Below are 17,688 nucleotides of genomic sequence, written 5' to 3' on the forward strand. Positions count from 1 at the left end.
GCTTCAACTCTGACTCGCCGCGGCTGTTTGAACGAAGCGCGAAAGCGCGCAGTGAGTTCCGCGGCGCACCCCGCGCCCTGCACGACTCAGGTTGCCCCGCTCGCCGCAGGCGAAAGGGGTCGCAGACAGTCGGGTCGCCTTTTCTTTGCCTACTTTCTTTTGGCGAAGCAAAAGAAAGTAGGTGCGCCGCCGGGCGCACATCCCGGCCCCGGACCGCAAACCCTCAACAAGCCCTAAAAAGAACCCAAAAAAAAGATCACCGCCCCTTACGAGCCGCCTTCTTAGCCGCCCTCTCCGCCTCCTTCACCTCCCCCGCCGCCCTCCACCCCTCAAACTCATCCGGCGTCTCCAGCGTCACCCTCCCCAACACCGCACTGCGCAAATCCGTCAGCACCAGCTCCGCCCCCTTCTGCAGATTCACCCGCCCGCCAGACATCACCGCCCCCCGCTTGCGCGCAATCGCCTCCAGCAACTCATCGTCGTGCAGCGCCGCAATCGCTTCAGCGCTCAAGCCCAGCCGATAGCGGGCATCCAGCAAGTGGGCGTAAGGGTGCTTGAGGTACGCCAGCAGTTCCAGCGTCACCTCTTCCTCGTCATAGGCGTTCTTGCCCACCGCTCCGCTGGCCGCCAGCTTGTAGCCGCTCTCGGGGATGGTGATGCGCGGCCACAGCATGCCGGGGGTGTCCCACAGGTAAAAGTCGTCCGCCAGGGTGATGCGCTGCTCCAGCCTGGTGACACCGGCCTCGTCGCCCGTCTTGGCGCGGCGCCGGTCGCTCAGCGTGTTGATCAGCGTGGACTTGCCCACGTTCGGAATGCCGCAGATCAGCACGCGCATGGGCTTGGCCATGCCGCCGCGCTGCGGGGCCAGCACATGGCAGGCGTCGATCAGGCGGCGCGCGGGGGTGGGCTCGGACGCATCCAGGCCGATGGCGCGGGTCTCGGCCTGCGCGTTGTACCAATCGAGCCATAGCGGCGTGCGGGCCGGGTCGGCCACGTCCTGCTTGTTGAGCACCTTCAGCGACGGCTTGTGGCCGGTCAATTCGGACAGCAGCGGGTTGGCGCTGGAGCCGGGCAGGCGCGCATCCAGCAACTCGATCACCACGTCGATGTCCTTGATGCGCTCGGCAATGGCCTTGCGCGTGGAATGCATGTGACCGGGGAACCACTGGATGGCCATGGACGTTTCTTCTTTCTTTCGCGGGGTGCAAAGGGGAATTCTGGCGCGCCAAGGATAATCGCGACTTGACCCCCAACCTGGTACTGCCTGAATGCCCCTGCCTTCCCCCCCCGTCCATCGCCCCAGCAAGAAGGAAGAATCCGAGCTGCTGTTCAAGGGCGTGACCTGCGCGCTCATCGGCCTCGTCGTGCTGCTGGCACCCTACGTGGCGCGCTCGTCCAGCGTGGGCGAAATGATGCGCCAGGCCTACCTGGTCGGCTGGTTCGCGCTGGTGCTGGGCTGCGCTTTCCTGGTGCGCTACGGCATGCGCCGCTACGGTGGCCGTCGCCGTTACTAAGTACGTAAAAAGAAAAACAAGCATCAGCGAGGAAAGGCTGCATTCCAGCGAATCGCGGTGCGACCCCCCCTTGCTTGGGGCCACGAATCCAGCCAGCCTGCCTGCCCCTCCATCGCGCCATGGACGCTTTCCCTCCCGATCTGCCCGGCGTGCGCGCCCGCTTTGCCATGCTGCAGCAGCGCCTGGCCACCGCCGGGATCGCGCTGCGTTCGCCGCCCCCCGAGCCCACCACCTGCTGCGGCCGCGGTTGCAACGGTTGCGTATGGGAAGGCTTCTACGCCGCTGCGGCGTGGTGGTGTGAGGACGCACAGCAGACCCTGGCGCAGCCCGCGGGTAGGAATCAAATAACGACATCCACCCCGCCGTGACAACGGCGTTGGCCAAAAGTGGCAGCCCAAAGGCGTTGCTAACACACACCGGCTTCGCACGTTTGTCAGACGTTTCTTACAAACGCGGTATTCTCCAGGCATGCACTTCCCTGACGATCGACCTGCGGAGTCGGTCGCGCCTTCCACCCCTGATTCAGAAACACTCGCCCAGGCGCGAGCGTCTTCTTCACGGCTGGATGCCGTTCGGGCCACCGGCTTGCTGGATTCGCCCCAGGAGGCAGGATTCGACAGCCTCACCACGACCACGGCGCGCCTGTTGAACGCGGCGGTGTGCTTCATCTCGGTGTTGGACGAGGGCCGCGATTTCTACAAAAGCCAGAGCGGCTTCCCCGACCCGCTGGCTCAGGCGCGGCAGCTGGAAGGGCCCACCTTCTGCCACTTCACGCTGGACCGCGACGACGCGCTGGTCATCAACGACACCCTCGCCAGCCCGGTCTGGAGCGCGGTGCCCACCGTGCAGACCCTGGGCGTGCGTGCCTACGTCGGCGTGCCGCTCAAATCGGCGGGCGAGAACATCGGCAGCTTCTGCGTGGTCGACACCGTGCCGCGGGATTGGACCGCCGACGAGCTCGAAACCATTCGCCAGCTGGCAGCGTCCGCCGCCCGCGAGCTGGACCTGCGCGCCGCGCTGGCGTCGGCCCAGCAAGCCGCCGTCACGGCGCGTGTCCAGGCGCTGTCGCGCGAACGCGTGCTGGCGGTGGTGGCGCACGACTTGCGCACGCCGCTGCAGGTGCTGCAACTGAGCGCAAAGCTGCTGCAGCGCAGCGGCGATCAACGCAACGAGGCGGTCACCACCCGCATGCTGTCGGCCGTCGGCATGATGGCGACCATGGTCGACGGGCTGCTGAAGGCGACCGATTTTCAGTCGAGCGTGCAGCCGGTGACGATCGACACGCTGGCCGGCGATGCCGTGGACATGATGGCGCCCATCGCCGAAAAATTTGCCATCGCCCTCACGCTGGGGCCGCTGCCCGATGCGGTGGTGCGGGTCGATTACGGACAACTGGTGCGGGTGCTGGGCAACCTCATCGGCAATTCGCTCAAGTATTCACCCACCGGCAGCGCCATCCGCGTGACGGCCGCCCGCCAGGGGTCTTCGGTCGAGATGACGGTCACCGACAACGGCGTGGGCATGAGCGCGGAAGAAGTCGCCCGCGCCTTCGACGCTGGCTGGCAAAGCGAAGCGGCCAAAGCCCGCAAGGACGGCGTGGGGCTCGGTCTGGGCATCGTGAAGTCACTGGTAGAAGCCAACCGCGGCCAGGTGCGCATGGAAAGCCTCCCCGGCATGGGCACGTCGGTGACCATCACCCTGCCCTGCGCCTGACGGCCCAGCGGTGGCAGGTGCGGCGGCGGCAACGGCGGCCGTACCCGGTGGTTCCACCACTTTGCCTGACAGGCGTGGGTGCGACATAGTGGCGGCTCGCTCAATTGCTCCACTTCCTCATTCGCCATTCATGCAACCCACTGCCTCCTCATCGTCTTCTTCTGCCACCGCCCGCACGGGCGGCCAGGTGCTTGTCGACCAACTCATCCTGCACGGCGTGCGGCAGCTTTTCTGCGTGCCCGGTGAAAGCTATCTGGCCGTGCTCGATGCCCTGCACGACGCCAGCATCGCCGTCACCGTCTGCCGCCAGGAAGGCGGCGCGGCCATGATGGCCGAGGCGCAGGGCAAACTCACCGGCCAGCCCGGCATCTGCTTCGTGACACGCGGGCCGGGCGTGACGAATGCGTCCGCCGGCATCCACATCGCGCATCAGGACTCCACCCCGCTCATCATCTTCGTGGGCCAGGTGGCGCGCGGCGCGCTGGGGCGCGAGGCCTTCCAGGAGCTGGACTACCCCGCCGTCTTCGGCACCATGGCCAAGTGGGTGGTGCAGATCGATGACGCACGCCGCTTGCCCGAGATGGTCTCGCGCGCCTTCCACGTCGCTACGTCCGGGCGGCCCGGCCCGGTGGTGATCGCGCTGCCTGAAGACATGCTGACCGACGCCGTGCAGGTGGCCGACGCATTGCCTTATACCGTGCCCGAAACGCACCCCGGCACCGCAGCGCTGCAGGAACTGGCCGAGCGCCTGGCCGCCGCCGAGCGCCCGGTCGCCATCCTGGGCGGCAGCCGCTGGTCCGAACGTGCCGTGCAGGACTTCATCGCGTTTGCCGAGGCGTGGAGCCTGCCTGCCTATTGCTCCTTCCGCCGGCAGATGCTGTTCCCGCACAGCCACGCCAGCTATGGCGGCGACCTGGGCCTGGGCGTCAACCCGAAGCTGCTGGCCCGCATCCGCGCCAGCGACCTGGTGCTGCTGGTAGGCGGCCGGCTGTCCGAGATCCCGTCTCAGGGCTATGCGCTGTTCGACATTCCCGTGCCGCAGCAGCCGCTGGTGCATGTGCATGCCGACGCCGACGAAATGGGCCGCCTGTACCGCGCCACACAGGCCATTCACGCCACGCCGCAGGCCTTTGCCGCCGCGCTGGCCACGGTGCGCCCAACGGCCGCCGTGCGCTGGGCCGCGCACACCGAGGCGGCGCGTGCCGAATACCTGGCCTGGAGCGACCCGGCGCCTATCCGCATTCCAGGCCCGCTACAGATGGGCGAAGTCATGCAGCACCTGAAAGACGTGCTGCCGGCCGACACCATCTTCTGCAACGGTGCGGGCAACTTCGCCACCTGGGTGCACCGCTTCTGGCCGTTCACGGCCTACGCCAGCCAGCTCGCCCCCACCAGCGGCTCGATGGGCTACGGCCTGCCGGCGGGCGTGGGCGCCAAGCGGCTGTGGCCCGAGCGCGAGGTGGTGGTGTTCTCGGGCGACGGCGACTTTCTGATGCACGGGCAGGAGTTCGCCACCGCCGTGCAGTACGGCCTGCCCGTCATCGTGGTGCTGCTGGACAACGCCATGTACGGCACCATCCGCATGCACCAGGAGCGCGAATACCCGGGCCGCGTCAGCGCCACGCACCTGAAGAACCCCGACTTCAAGGCCTACGCCCAGGCCTTCGGCGGGCATGGCGAGCGCGTGGAGCGCACGGAAGACTTCGCCCCCGCCCTGGCCCGGGCGCGCGCCAGCGGCCTGCCCTGCGTGCTGCACTGCCTGCTGGATGCGGAAGCGATCACGCCCGGCGGCACGCTGGCGGGCATTCGCAGCGCGGCGCTGGCACGCGGCACTTCGGCGTAGCAATTCATAGTCAAAATGGCCTCTAGCGCTTATCCATCAAGCGCTAACAGCTATTAATTTAATAGCAAACCCGTTTGAAGGCGATGGCGACGACTACGGCGTTGGCGCAGTCTGGCGGGCCACTTCGGCTTCGTTTCTGACCTGGCCGGCCAGCAGCGCAGCCAGTTTCAGGCGGCGCAGCAGCCACGGGTTCAGGTCGTTCTCGAACGGGTCGGGCAAGGGCTCGGGGCCCGGCGCGGCCTCCGGGTTGGCGGGCCCGGTCTGCGCATCGCCCGCCGGCAAAGCTGACAACAGAATGCCGTCGATGCGGTCGGCGGCCTCGGCCAGCGGCGCCTCTATGCGGCTGGCCTGCAGCTGGCCCCGGCGCAGCAGCAGCATAGTCTTCACGGCGGTCAGCTGCGCCAGCAACTGGTAGCAATGCGCCTGCAGCCGCTGAAGCGATTCGACCGGCGGGCGCACGGCGCGCGGCTCCCTGAGCGAGCGCTGCGTGGCCTGCACCAGCGCGGAGAGGCTGTCGTACGCCTCGCGCCGCGCCAGCCGCCAGGCCAATTCAGGGGCGTTATCTACCGCCTGCAGTTGGCCCAGCCCCAGCGCCACGCGCGCATGGCGGGCCTGCGCGGCCACCGTGCGCGCCACCAGCGCCGGAATCTGCCCGCGCTCCCACGACGGCAGCACGTAGCTGCAGGCCCAGGCAATGCCGGTGCCGATCAAGGTGTCGGCCAGCCGTTCGAACAGCGCGAACGACGTGCTGACGCCGGTGTTGAGCATGTGCGACTGCACCAGCCCCAGCACGGTGGCGGCCACGGCGGTGATCAGATAGCGCCGCACTGCAAAGCCGTGCGCCACGGCCTGTGCCAGCGTCAGCACCGCAATCAGCCCCAGCGGCGACAGGTGCGTGGACAACACGGCCAGCGCCAACACGCAGCCCAGCAGCGTGCCCGCCACCCGCGCATTGCGGCGCTCCAGCGTCTGCGCCAGGCTGCCGCGCAGCACCACCACGATGGTCAGCAAGATCCAGTACGCATGCGTGCCCCAGGGCAGCGCGAGCGACACCGCGTAGCCCGCGCCCATGGCCAGCGCGGCGCGCAGGGCGTGGCGCAGCGGCGGTGCGTCCCAGCGCCACAAGGCCATGAAGGGCGACCACGACCAGGCCGTGGGGCTGACGAACATCTGCCAGTTGGCCCGCACCACGGCCAGGTTGGGCGCCGCTTCGCCCCGCGCCAGTGCCACCAGCCGCAGCGTTTCGTCGTTGATGTGGCCGGTGCGGTCGGCCAGTGCGCGCGCCAGCAGCTGGGGCGACGGGCCGGGGCCGGCCCAGGCGGCGAAAGATGCGGCAGCCGCAGCGTCGTCGCTGCCCTCAGGCGTCCAGTGCAGGCCGGCCAGTTGGGCGCGGCGGTCTTGCACGGGCAAGGGCATGCGGCCCATCAGCAGGGCATCGGCCAGTTGCTCGATGTCGCCCGCCATGTCGCGCAGCACCGCCTGCAGGGCGCGCAGCCCGTGCGCATGGCCGGGCTGGGCGCGCAGCGTGTCCAGGTCCAGCTCGCAGGCCAGCAGGTGGTCGCGCATCTCCAGCACCAGCAGCAGCATGCCGGCCAGCCGCTGGCGGCGCGGCGTGCGGGGCGATTCGAGCACCACGTCGCGCGCCGACTGCAGCTGGTCGGCCAATGCCGCATGGCGCGCCAGCAATTGGCCCGTGAGCGCGGGGTCGGGCGGCAGCGGTGCGGCGTCGCCTGACGCCTCCTCGGCATCGGCCCGGCCGAATCGCCGCGCCTGCACGCGCATCAGCTCGGCCAGCGCCAGCAAGGTGTCGGCCAGCAGTTGCACGCGGTAGCGGCCGTTGAGCGCCAGGTGCGCCAGCACGGCGTAGACCACGTACAGCCCGGCGCCCAGGCCGAAGTACGCCGTGGTGCGCAGCGCGGCGTCCAGCGCGTTGCGCCCTTCATGCGTGGGCACGGCCATGCTGAACACGGCCGAGAAGATGAGGGCGATGGCGACCGGCACGCCCCGCTTGCCCCAGGCCATCGCCAAAAAGGCGATGAAGGCGGCCGGCACGATGAGCAGGCCCAGCTCCAGCGGGTCGTCCTGCAGCATCTGGACGCCGAAGAAAAGCGGCAGGCCCAGCAAGGGCGCCGGCAGCATCTGCCAGAACTTGCCACGGCGCGGGCCCGGCAGGTCGGGCGGTGCGGTGACGATCACGCCCACCGAAGCGGCCGATGCCGCCGCAGCGCCGAAGAACACGTGCACGCCGGCAGAAATCAGCATCAGCCCGATGGCGACGCCGATGCCGTTGGCCACATAGTGGCTGAGAGCCACGCGCAGCGCGGCACGCAGGCGGATGGCGAGCGCGGCGCGCGGGTTCATCAGGGAGGAATTCACGGTCGTCAGTGTGAAGCGGGCAGTGCAGGGGCACAAGCGGGCTGCCCCGACCCGGGAAGGCCCCCCGCGCCCTGGGGCCGAGCAATCAGCCCAGCTGATCCACCGCCATGTACTGCTCGCGCCAGGCTTCGAACGGCAGCGTGTCGGCAGCTTCAAGCGCTTTTTGCTCGGCGACCGAACGCGCGGCCAGCGCGGCGTGGCGCTCTTGCTGCTCGGCCGACCAAGCCAAGCCCAGCAGGTGGTCGCGCGTGGCGGCGGACTGGTTCAGCGCAAAGGCCGTGAAGTTGTCGCCGTGGCGCTGGGTCAGTTCAGCCAGCACGCGGGCCGATGGCGTCCGTTGCGGCTCGGCCAGCGTGGCCTGCGCGGCCAGTAGTGCCTGGCTGTGCGCGTCCGTGTGCTGGGCCGCGTCTAGCGCGGCGGCCAGAGGCTGGCAGTCGGCCAGCAGCTCGGCACCCCAGTCGGACAGCGCCACGCTGCGCCCGCCACGCATCAGCTGCAAGCCCGGCTCGCGCCCGCGCTCGGCCGCCAGGTGCTGGTTGTGCTGCAGCTCGGCGATTTCCGCGGGTGTATCGGGTGGGCTGTCGGTCAGCAGGCAGTGCAGCAGGAAGACGTCCAGCAGGCGCATGGTCTGCTCGGTGATGCCCACCGGCTCGAACGGGTCCAGGTCCATCAGCCGCACCTCGACGTATTCGACGCCGCGCTCGCGCAGCGCATGCAGCGGGCGCTCGCCGGTGCGCACCGTGCGCTTGGGGCGGATGGTGCCGTAGAACTCGTTTTCGATCTGCAGCAGGCTGGTGCCCAGTTGGTTGTATTCGCCGCCCGGGTTCATCACGCCCACGGCTTCGTAGGCGGCATAGGGCCGCGTCAGCGCCTCATGCAGCGAATCGGCGTAGCCCTTCAGTCCGTTGTAGCTGACGGCCAGCGTGGACTGCGCATCGCTCTGGTAGCCCAGGCGGCCCATGCGCAGCGATGTGGCGTGCGGCAGATAAAGCGCCTGCCGGCCGTCGCCCAGCGGTTGGAGGCTGTGGTCGCGCCCCGCCACGAAGCATGGGCACAGCGCGGGCGAGGCGCCAAACAAATACAGCAACAAGAAAGCGTGCCGGCGGAAGTTGCGGATCAGGCCGAAATAGTCTTCGCTGCTCACGTCCGGCAGCGACCAGTTGTAGTGAATACCCGAGATGGTCTGCATGCGCCGCCCGTAGCGGTGCCCCAGGCCCATGCGGTACACGCTCTTGGCGCGGCCGATGTTGGACGAGCCGTAGCGCGCGATCGGAATGGTCTCGTCCGTCGGCAGGCCGCAGGGCATGCTGGACACCCACAGCATTTCGCCGCCGCCGGGCTGCTGCGTGAGGGCGCGGTAGGCAAACTGGTGCACCTCCGTCAGCTCATCGAGCGTGGCCTGCACGCTGCGGTGCGCGCCGGTGATCAGCTCGATCTGCGATTCGCTGAAGTCGGTGGTGATCAGCGGGTGCGTCAGCGCCGAGCCCAGCGCGGCCGGGTGCGGGGTGAGCGCCAGTCCGCCGTTCGGCAGCACACGCAGCCCTTCTTTTTCCACGCCACGGCGAATGCCTGCCAGGCGCTCGGGGGGCTGCGCGCCGATGCGCTCGTGCAGTTTTGTCATGTGTTTATTGCCGATCCATCTCTTGTGGGGCCGGAACTTAGCACGCCGGCGACCACTCTGCCGGCGACTTGACCGGAGCCTGGCCGGCGGGCGGGGCACTCTGGCCGGTGAATGGTGCGGATCGGCGTTATGCGCTAGGCAAACGCCAACCCCACGCCAGACAGGCGCCTGCCTAGCGCCCCGCCGCCAGCGCCTTGCCCACCTCGGCCGTGCCCTGCGCCGCGCCGCTGCCCGGCACCTGCTCGCCCGCGCGGTCGGTCACTTCGGCCAGCCGCGCGGCCAGCTGCTCGGGCGCGTCGGCGGCCAGCCCGATGTGAAGGCCCTGGGTGAGCGTGATGTGCGCGGCCTCGAAGCTGCCCGCGCCGGCGCACAGGATGGTGCGGGTAGGCGCGCTCTCGTGCGCCAGCACCAGCATGGCGGGCACCACGGCCTCGGGCTTCAGCGCGGCCAGCACCTCTTCGGGCATCAGGCCTTCGGTCATGCGGGTGGCGGCGGTGGGTGCCAGCGCGTTCACATGAATGCCGTGCTTGGCACCTTCGATGGCCAGGGTCTGCATCAGCCCGACCTGGGCGAGCTTGGCCGCGCCGTAGTTGGCCTGGCCGAAGTTGCCGTACAGGCCTGTGGACGAGGTCGTCATCACGATGCGGCCGTACTTCTGCGCCACCATGTGTGCCCACACCGCCTTGCAGCAGTGCGCCGCGCCCATCAGGTGCACGTCGACCACCAGGCGGAAGTCGTCCATCTCCATCTTGGCGAACGATTTGTCGCGCAGGATGCCTGCGTTGTTGACCAGAACATCCACGCGGCCCCAGGCATCGATGGCCTGAGCCACCATGGCCTCCACGGCGGCGAAGTCGGTGACAGACGCGCCGTTGGCCAGCGCCTGGCCACCGGCGGCGACGATTTCATCGACTACCGCCTGGGCCGCCGTTGCCGTGCCGCCGCTGCCATCCACCGCGCCGCCCAGGTCGTTGACCAGCACGCGCGCTCCACGCGCAGCCAGCGCCAGGGCATGCTGGCGGCCCAGCCCGCCGCCGGCACCGGTCACGATGGCCACGCGGCCTTGAAAGTCGAGGGACATGGATGAAACTTCCTATGGGTTGACAATGACCGCTGCACTGTACGGCAGCCACCCGGGCCCGGCGGTTGCCCGGGGTGACTCAAATCACCCTCTCGTTTTGTTCACCCAGCAAGAAGGAATTCTCATGAAAGCTACCTGGAACGGCGTCACCCTTGCCGAAAGCGACGACACCGTGCTCGTCGAAGGCAACCATTACTTTCCCGAAAGCGCCCTGAAGCGCGAACACTTCACCTTCAGCAACCACAAGACCAGCTGCCCCTGGAAGGGCCAGGCCACCTACCTGTCGCTGCTGGTGAATGGCGAGATCAATGCCGACGCCGCCTGGACCTATGCCGACCCCAAGCCCGAAGCCGAATCGATCAAGGGCCGCTATGCGTTCTGGAAGGGCGTGAAAGTCGCGCAATGACCGCCTCGGGTTATCCCTGGCTGCGCTGGACAATCATGTGGATAACTCGGTTTAACTGCTGTATGACAGTTGCAAGTCCTTGATTTGCAAGGCGCCTCCACCCATTGCCCAAAAAACAGGCACAAACGGAGCGGCCAGCTCTTGGTTATCCCTGCCTGCACTGGACAATCATGTGGATAACTCTGCACAAGCTTTGTATGACAGCGCCAAATCCTTGATTCACAAGGACTTCCCCTTTGCTGCTTCATTTTAGGCAGTTGAGCGCCCGGCGGGCAAAAAGCAAACCACCCGTCGAATTGCTATACTATTTATAGCTATTGGCGCTTGATGGATAAGCGCTAGAGCCTTATTTGACTCTTAATCATCGACACACCATGGCCGACAACGCTTCCGCCACCCCGCCCTTCTTCATCGCCCGCGTCGGCGACGACGGCACGCAGTGCGATGCCTGGCCCGACCAGCCGCTGCTGCATTCGCTGGAACAAGGCGGCATCGACTGGCCCAGTTCCTGCCGCAACGGCACCTGCCGCACCTGCATCGGCATGCTGGCCGAAGGCCAAGTGCACTACCGCATCGAATGGCCGGGCGTGACCCGCGAAGAGCAGGCCGAAGGCTGCGTGCTGCCTTGCATCGCCTATCCATCGAGCGACCTGCGGCTGGAGCCGCAAGGCATCTGACCGCCATACTCATTCGTCTGCCCCTGCAGAAGCCGGCGCGCTGGAATAGAATCGCCCGCTTCACGGGAGCGCAGCGCTCCCGCACCGCGCGGCCCGCCGCGACGCCTGTTCTTTATGGCGGCTGCCTGGCAGGCCGGCCGCCGCCCATCGGGGAACACGCGCCGCACCCCGGCCGGGCGGCCCACCCGAAAGCCCTTTCATGAACACCCCCCTCCCGCTCGCGGCCATCTCGCCCGTCGAAGACATCGTGGCGGACATGCGCGCCGGGCGCATCGTCATCCTGGTGGACGAGGAAGACCGCGAGAACGAAGGCGACCTGGTGCTGGCAGCAGACCACGTCACGCCCGAAGCCATCAACTTCATGGCCCGCTTCGGCCGTGGCCTGATCTGCCTGACGCTGACGCGCGAACGCTGCGAGCGCCTGAACCTGCCGCCCATGGTGCCGCGCAACGGCACCAAGATGGGCACGGCCTTCACCGCCTCCATCGAAGCGGCCGAGGGCGTGACCACCGGCATCTCCGCCGCCGACCGCGCCCGCACCGTGCAGGCCGCCGTCGCCCCGAACGCCGTGGCGCGCGACCTGGTGCAGCCCGGCCACATCTTCCCGCTGCAGGCGGTGGACGGCGGCGTGCTGATGCGCGCCGGCCACACAGAAGCCGGTTGCGACCTGGCTGCCATGGCTGGCTGCAGCCCGTCTGCCGTCATCTGCGAGGTGATGAAAGACGACGGCACCATGGCCCGCCTGCCCGACCTGCAGGTGTTTGCCACCGAGCACGGCCTGAAGATCGGCACCATCGCCGACCTGATCGAATACCGCAGCCGCAACGAGTCGCTGGTAGAAAAAGTAGGCACGCGCACGCTGCAGACGGCCGCCGGCGAGTTCACCGCGCACGCCTTTCGGGACAAGCCCAGCCAGGCCGTACACCTAGCCCTGGTCAAAGGCCAATGGAGCGCCGACGACGTGGTGCCCGTGCGTGTGCACGAGCCGCTGTCGGTGTTCGACGCGCTCGAGGTCAACCGCTCCATGCATTCCTGGGGCCTCGATTCGAGCCTGCAGTACCTGGCAGCCCAGGGCAAGGGCGTGGCGGTGCTGCTCAACTGCGGCGAATCGGCACAGCAACTGCTGGAGCAGTTTGAAGGCACGGCCCGCGCCGCCCAGGCGCCCGAGCGCGGCCGCATGGACCTGCGCACCTACGGCGTGGGAGCGCAGATCCTGCGCGAGTGCGGCGTACAAAAGATGCAACTCATGGGCCAACCCCGCCGCATGCCCAGCATGGCCGGCTATGGCCTGGAAATCACCGGCTTCATCCCCAAGGAATAAAGAACATGTTTGGCGCAGACAAAGGAACGGCGGACAAGCTCGATGGCAAGAAGCTGCACATCGGCATCGTCCAGGCCCGCTTCAACGAGAGCATCACCAACACGCTGGCAGCGGCTTGCCGCGCCGAGCTGATCGCCCTGGGCGTGCAGGAAAAGCACATTCACCACGTGCTGGTGCCCGGCGCGCTGGAAGTGCCGGTGGCCCTGCAGGCCATGGCCGAGCGTGACGAATACGACGCGCTGATCGCGCTGGGCTGCATCATCCGCGGCGAGACCTACCACTTTGAACTGGTGGCCAATGAGTCTGGCGCAGGTGTTTCGCGCATCGCGCTGGAATACCACGTGCCGGTGGCCAACGCCATCATCACCACCGAGAACATGGAACAAGCCATCGCCCGCCAGAGCGACAAGGGCCAGGACGCCGCACGGGTCGCGGTCGAAATGGCCAACTTGCTGGAGGAGCTGTCTTGAGCGAATCCACCCACGGCGACAAGCGCCCACCGCGCCAGGCGCGCACCGGCACCACCAGCACCGGAGCCCGCAAGGCCGCGTCCAAATCGGGCCGCAGCCGTGCGCGCGAATTCGCCCTGCAAGCGCTCTACCAGCACCTGGTGGGCCGCAACGACGCCGCCGCCATCGACACCTTCACGCGCGATTTGGCCGGCTTTCACAAGGCCGATTCGGCGCATTACGACGCACTGCTGCATGGCTGCATCGAAACCGCGGAGTCGCTGGACGCGCTGATCCTGCCCAAGCTCGACCGCAAGATGGCCGAGATCTCGCCCATCGAACATGCCGCCATGTGGATCGGCGTGTATGAGTTCCAACACTGCCTGGACGTGCCCTGGCGCGTGGTGATCAACGAGTGCATCGAGCTGGCCAAGGAATTCGGCGGCACGGACGGCCACAAATACGTCAACGGTGTGCTGAACGGACTGGCGCCGCAACTGCGCGCCGCCGAGGTCGCGTCGGACAAGCCGATGGCACCAGCGCCAGCGCCCACGCCCACGCCTAGCCAAGACTGAAGAGTTTTTTTGGGCTGGCACTGCCTTGCCAGCCCCCACCGCGCCCGCGCCTTGCGGGCAAGAACCGCGCACCGATGAAGTTCTCCACCCGCGCCGAGCGCATCGAACCCTTCTATGTGATGGAAGTCGCCAAGGCCGCTCAGGCCCTGGCGCGTGACGTGGCCGGCAGCGCCGACCCGATGATCTTTTTGAACATCGGTGAGCCTGACTTCACCGCGCCGCCGCTGGTGCAGGAAGCGGCCGACCGCGCCGTGCGACGGGGCGCCACGCAATACACCAACGCGCTGGGCCTGGATGCGCTGCGCGAGCGCATCAGCGGCTGGTACGCCCAGCGCTTCGGCGTGCAGGTGCCGGCGCGGCGCATCGTCATCACCGCCGGTGCATCGGCGGCGCTGCAACTGGCTTGCCTGGCACTCATCGAGTCGGGCGACGAAATCCTGATGCCCGACCCGAGCTACCCCTGCAACCGCCACTTCGTGAGTGCAGCGGACGGCCGTGCGGTGCTGATTCCGACGACGGCCGAGGAGCGCTTTCAGCTGAGCGCCGCCAAGGTCGAAGCCGCCTGGGGCTCGAAGACACGTGGCGTGCTGCTCGCATCGCCCTCCAACCCCACGGGCACCTCCATCGCGCCCGACGAGTTGCGCCGCATCCACGGCGTGGTGCAGGCGCGGGGCGGCGTCACGCTGATCGACGAGATCTATCTGGGCCTGTCGCACGATGACGCTTTCGGCCAGACGGCGCTGGCCATCGATGAGAACGTCATCAGCATCAACAGCTTCAGCAAATACTTCAACATGACCGGCTGGCGCCTGGGGTGGATGGTCGTGCCCGACGCCATGGTGCCGGTGGTGGAGCGGCTGGCGCAACACCTGTTCATCTGCGCGTCGACCATTGCGCAGCACGCGGCGCTGGCCTGCTTCGAGCCCGAGTGCATTGCCGAGTACGAACGCCGCCGGGCCGAATTCAAGGCGCGGCGCGACTTCTTCATTCCGGCGCTGCAGTCGATGGGGCTGCACGTGCCTGTGCTGCCCGACGGCGCCTTCTATGCCTGGGCCGACTGCAGCCAGGCGGCCGAACGGATGGGCGTGCAAGGTAGCTGGGACTTTGCCTTCGCGCTGATGCAACGCGCCCACCTGGCCATCACGCCGGGACGCGACTTCGGCACGGCCGACACGGCGCGCTTCGTGCGCTTTTCCACCGCCAACTCGATGCCGCAGCTGCAGGAGGCCGTGCGGCGCCTGCAGTCGGTGATCGGCTGAAGCCAGGGCTGGGCGATGGCATTCGAATGGCCGGTGCGCATTTACTGGGAAGACACCGACGCGGGCGGGATCGTCTTCTATGCCAACTACCTGAAGTTCTTCGAGCGCGCGCGCACCGAATGGCTGCGATCCCTGGGCCTGGGCCAACAAGCGTTGCGGGAACTCACGGGCGGCATGTTTGTCGTAGCCGATGCGCAGCTGCGCTACCTTCGACCCGCTCGGCTGGACGATGAACTGATTGTTACGGCAGCCGTCCAGGAATGCGGACGGGCTTGCCTGACAATACGCCAGCAAGCGCTCCTGAAAACAGAGCACACTATCGAATCCGGCCCGGTGCTGCTGTGTGAAGGCACGGTTCGCATTGGCTGGGTTCAGGCGGATACGCTCCGCCCCGCACGCATCCCCGGCTCCCTTCTGGAAACAATCTCAAGACCATGAATTCCCAAGACATGTCGATCGTCAGTTTGGTGCTCAACGCCAGTTGGGTGGTGCAGTTCGTCATGCTGCTGCTGATCGGTGTTTCGATCGCCAGCTGGGCGGCCATCTTCCGCAAGCTGTTCGCCTTGAAGCGCGTTCGCACGCTGAATGACGAATTCGAGCGCGAATTCTGGTCGGGCACCAGCCTCAACGACCTGTATGCCGGCGCCGCGCAAAATTCAAAGAACGCCGGCCCCATGGAACGCATCTTCGCCAGCGGCATGCGCGAATACCAAAAGCTGCGCGAGCGCCGCATCAGCGACCCCGGCACGCTGCTGGACGGCGCCCGCCGCGCCATGCGCGCGAGCTTCCAGCGCGAGATGGACGTGGTCGAATCCAGCCTGTCGTTCCTCGGCTCGGTGGCTTCGGTGTCGCCTTACGTGGGCCTGTTCGGCACCGTGTGGGGGATCATGCATGCCTTCACTGGCTTTGCCGGCATGGAGCAGGTCACGCTGGCCCAGGTGGCGCCCGGCATTGCCGAAGCGCTGGTGGCTACCGCCATTGGCCTCTTCGCAGCCATTCCGGCCGTGGTGGCGTACAACCGCTTTGCCAGCGACATCGATCGCGTGGCCACCCACCAAGAAACCTTCATCGAAGAGTTCTCCAACATCCTGCAGCGCAACCTGGGCGCACAGCCCGGTTCGGCTTCGGGCCACTGATTCATCCATCATTCGCAAGAAATAGGAGGCACGCATGCCCGCAATGGCCTCACGCGGCAGCAGCCGCCGCCGTTCGATGAACGAGATCAACATGGTGCCGTTCATCGACGTGATGCTGGTGCTGCTGATCATCTTCATGGTGACCGCGCCCATGCTGACCCCCGGCATGATCGACGTGCCCACTGTCGGCAAGGCATCCAAGCAGCCGCCGGCCGTGGCGCAGATTCTGGTCGGCAAGGACGGCACGCTGCAATTGAAGACTGGTGACGCCACCCGCACGCTCACGCAGCGCGAGATCGGCGATGCCGCCAAGCGCTGGCAGGCCGGCCAGCCCGAGGGCAGCGCGGTCGTCATCACCGCCGAGAAAACCGTGCCGTATGAATCGGTGGTGAAAGCCATGGATTCGCTGCAGAAGGCGGGCGTGCAGCGCGTGGGCCTGTCCGTGAAGGCGGGCGGCTGACGGCTGAGCCCGGCTTCTTTCAATCTTTCCGTTTCCCGACCTGCCCTCCCCTTCAGCCCCCGCATGCACGCCCAAGACGACCGCGACCAGTTTGCCCCGCCCCGCCCGCCCGGCCGCCTTCGCGCCGTGGCCCTGGCCGTGCTGGCACATGCCGCACTGCTGGGCGCGTTGACCTGGGGCGTGAACTGGAAAACCAGCGCCGATCAACCCGCCGTGGAAGCCGAGTTGTGGTCCGCCGTGCCCCAGCAGGCCGCGCCACGCGCCGCCACGCCCGAGCCACCGACACCCACGCCGCCTCCTCAGCCTGCCCCGACTCCAGCGCCGGCTCCACCACCACCGCCGCCCCCTCCGCCTCCGCCTCCGCGCCAGGTAGAGCCCGACACACGAGAGGCCGACATCGCTACCGAACGCGAGAAGAAGCGCCAGGAGCAAGCCAAGAAGGAACGCCAGCAGCAAGCCGAGCGGGACAAGCGCGAACGCGAGCGGCAGGAACAGCTGGAGCAGGACAAGAAGGACCGCCTGCAAAAGGACAAGGAAAAGGAAAAAGCGCAGCGCGACAAGGCCGAGCGGGACAAGGCCGAACGCGAGAAAGCGCAGCGCGAAAAAGCCGAGAAGGAACGCGTCGACCGCGAGGAAGAGCGCCGCGAAAAGGCCGAGAAGGCCGAGCAGGACAAGAAGAAGCAGGCCGAGGCCAAGAAGAAGGCCGAGGCAGAAGCCAAGCGCGTGGAAGAGCAGCGCCAAGCCAACCTGCGCCGCATGCAGGGCCTTGCCGGTGCCACGGGCGGCGAGACCGCCACCGGCACCGCGCAACGCAGCTCAGGGCCATCGGGCAGCTACGGCGGCAAGGTGGCAGCAAAGGTGCGCCCGAACATCATCTATCCGGACATCGTCTCGGGCAACCCCCGCACTGAAGTGGAAGTGCGCGCCGCACCGGACGGCACCATCGTCGGCACGCGCATCACCCAGTCCAGCGGCAACAAGGCCTGGGACGACGCCGTGATTCGCGCCTTGCAAAAGACCGACACGCTGCCCAAGGACGTGGACGGCCGGGTACCGTCATCGCTGACCATCGGGTTTAGTCCGAAGGAGTAACGACGCAGCGCCTGGGTCTTGGGGCCGGGGCTGGGCCGGGTGCTCCTGAAAACGAAGCTGCCTGCGCTGATTCCGCCCTGGTTTCAAGCCTTTATCGGCATGAACCCCTTGCAGAATCAGCGCAGGCAGCTATTTTTTTGATAGCAAATGCCCAAGTCAGGCAGG

General features: G+C 67.4%; 18 protein-coding genes. 14 read left to right on the plus strand and 4 right to left on the minus strand.

The window, feature by feature from the left end; all coding sequences use genetic code 11:
• Window positions 1–256 precede the first annotated feature (256 nt).
• The gene (ylqF, locus tag RQI28_RS18890; protein ID WP_311224239.1) at window positions 257–1,177 is read right to left on the minus strand and encodes a ribosome biogenesis GTPase YlqF; all 921 of its coding nucleotides are present in this window, start codon (window positions 1,175–1,177) and stop codon (window positions 257–259) included.
• A 91-nt stretch (window positions 1,178–1,268) separates the two neighbouring features.
• Between ylqF and RQI28_RS18895 the strand changes: the two genes are divergently transcribed.
• From RQI28_RS18895 to RQI28_RS18910, 4 genes are all read left to right on the plus strand, one after another.
• Complete coding sequence (locus RQI28_RS18895) at window positions 1,269–1,514, plus strand: hypothetical protein (protein ID WP_311224238.1); 246 nt, start codon at window positions 1,269–1,271, stop codon at window positions 1,512–1,514.
• Between the two features lie 119 nt (window positions 1,515–1,633).
• On the plus strand, window positions 1,634–1,882 hold the full coding sequence (locus tag RQI28_RS18900) for an oxidoreductase-like domain-containing protein (protein WP_311224237.1): 249 nt from the start codon (window positions 1,634–1,636) through the stop codon (window positions 1,880–1,882).
• Between the two features lie 100 nt (window positions 1,883–1,982).
• Complete coding sequence (locus RQI28_RS18905; RefSeq protein WP_311224236.1) at window positions 1,983–3,227, plus strand: GAF domain-containing sensor histidine kinase; 1,245 nt, start codon at window positions 1,983–1,985, stop codon at window positions 3,225–3,227.
• 130 nt (window positions 3,228–3,357) lie between these two features.
• Window positions 3,358–5,070 (plus strand): thiamine pyrophosphate-binding protein, encoded by a 1,713-nt coding sequence (locus RQI28_RS18910; RefSeq protein ID WP_311224235.1) that lies wholly within the window; start codon window positions 3,358–3,360, stop codon window positions 5,068–5,070.
• Window positions 5,071–5,163: 93 nt separating this feature from the next.
• Here RQI28_RS18910 and RQI28_RS18915 read toward each other — a convergent pair whose 3' ends face one another.
• The 3 genes from RQI28_RS18915 to RQI28_RS18925 form a co-directional block, all read right to left on the minus strand.
• Window positions 5,164–7,431, minus strand: a complete 2,268-nt coding sequence (locus RQI28_RS18915) for an FUSC family protein (RefSeq protein ID WP_311224242.1) — start codon at window positions 7,429–7,431, stop codon at window positions 5,164–5,166.
• 100 nt (window positions 7,432–7,531) lie between these two features.
• A complete protein-coding gene (gene gshA / locus RQI28_RS18920) occupies window positions 7,532–9,067 on the minus strand; it encodes a glutamate--cysteine ligase (RefSeq protein ID WP_311224234.1) in 1,536 nt (511 codons plus the stop codon).
• A 172-nt stretch (window positions 9,068–9,239) separates the two neighbouring features.
• Window positions 9,240–10,148 carry an SDR family NAD(P)-dependent oxidoreductase gene (locus RQI28_RS18925; protein WP_311224233.1) on the minus strand — a complete coding sequence of 303 codons (909 nt, stop codon included), beginning with the start codon at window positions 10,146–10,148 and terminating at the stop codon, window positions 9,240–9,242.
• A gap of 124 nt (window positions 10,149–10,272) precedes the next feature.
• Here RQI28_RS18925 and RQI28_RS18930 point away from each other — a divergent pair, with 124 nt between their 5' ends.
• The 10 genes from RQI28_RS18930 to tolA all read left to right on the plus strand — a co-directional run bounded on the left by RQI28_RS18930 (window position 10,273) and on the right by tolA (window position 17,523).
• Window positions 10,273–10,554, plus strand: coding sequence for a DUF427 domain-containing protein (locus RQI28_RS18930; RefSeq protein ID WP_311224232.1), 282 nt, complete (start codon window positions 10,273–10,275; stop codon window positions 10,552–10,554).
• A gap of 374 nt (window positions 10,555–10,928) precedes the next feature.
• Window positions 10,929–11,231 (plus strand): 2Fe-2S iron-sulfur cluster binding domain-containing protein, encoded by a 303-nt coding sequence (locus RQI28_RS18935; RefSeq protein WP_311224231.1) that lies wholly within the window; start codon window positions 10,929–10,931, stop codon window positions 11,229–11,231.
• 199 nt (window positions 11,232–11,430) lie between these two features.
• Window positions 11,431–12,552, plus strand: coding sequence for a bifunctional 3,4-dihydroxy-2-butanone-4-phosphate synthase/GTP cyclohydrolase II (ribBA, locus tag RQI28_RS18940; protein ID WP_311224230.1), 1,122 nt, complete (start codon window positions 11,431–11,433; stop codon window positions 12,550–12,552).
• Between the two features lie 5 nt (window positions 12,553–12,557).
• Window positions 12,558–13,022 carry a 6,7-dimethyl-8-ribityllumazine synthase gene (ribH, locus tag RQI28_RS18945; protein WP_311224229.1) on the plus strand — a complete coding sequence of 155 codons (465 nt, stop codon included), beginning with the start codon at window positions 12,558–12,560 and terminating at the stop codon, window positions 13,020–13,022.
• Complete coding sequence (nusB, locus tag RQI28_RS18950) at window positions 13,019–13,576, plus strand: transcription antitermination factor NusB (RefSeq protein ID WP_311224228.1); 558 nt, start codon at window positions 13,019–13,021, stop codon at window positions 13,574–13,576. Before ribH ends, nusB begins: the two co-directional genes overlap by 4 nt.
• A gap of 74 nt (window positions 13,577–13,650) precedes the next feature.
• Entirely contained in the window at window positions 13,651–14,835 is a 1,185-nt protein-coding gene (locus tag RQI28_RS18955) for a pyridoxal phosphate-dependent aminotransferase (RefSeq protein WP_311224227.1), read from the plus strand.
• Between the two features lie 15 nt (window positions 14,836–14,850).
• Window positions 14,851–15,273, plus strand: coding sequence for a tol-pal system-associated acyl-CoA thioesterase (gene ybgC, locus RQI28_RS18960; RefSeq protein WP_311224226.1), 423 nt, complete (start codon window positions 14,851–14,853; stop codon window positions 15,271–15,273).
• Window positions 15,270–15,971, plus strand: coding sequence for a protein TolQ (tolQ, locus tag RQI28_RS18965; protein WP_311224225.1), 702 nt, complete (start codon window positions 15,270–15,272; stop codon window positions 15,969–15,971). The genes ybgC and tolQ overlap by 4 nt, the downstream gene beginning before the upstream one ends.
• A gap of 34 nt (window positions 15,972–16,005) precedes the next feature.
• Window positions 16,006–16,431 (plus strand): biopolymer transporter ExbD, encoded by a 426-nt coding sequence (locus RQI28_RS18970; protein ID WP_311224224.1) that lies wholly within the window; start codon window positions 16,006–16,008, stop codon window positions 16,429–16,431.
• 63 nt (window positions 16,432–16,494) lie between these two features.
• On the plus strand, window positions 16,495–17,523 hold the full coding sequence (gene tolA / locus RQI28_RS18975) for a cell envelope integrity protein TolA (protein WP_311224223.1): 1,029 nt from the start codon (window positions 16,495–16,497) through the stop codon (window positions 17,521–17,523).
• The last annotated feature ends 165 nt before the right edge of the window (window positions 17,524–17,688 follow it).

This window comes from Acidovorax sp. WCS2018Noco2-16 (genome assembly GCF_031843945.1).
GTDB lineage: Bacteria > Pseudomonadota > Gammaproteobacteria > Burkholderiales > Burkholderiaceae_C > Paracidovorax.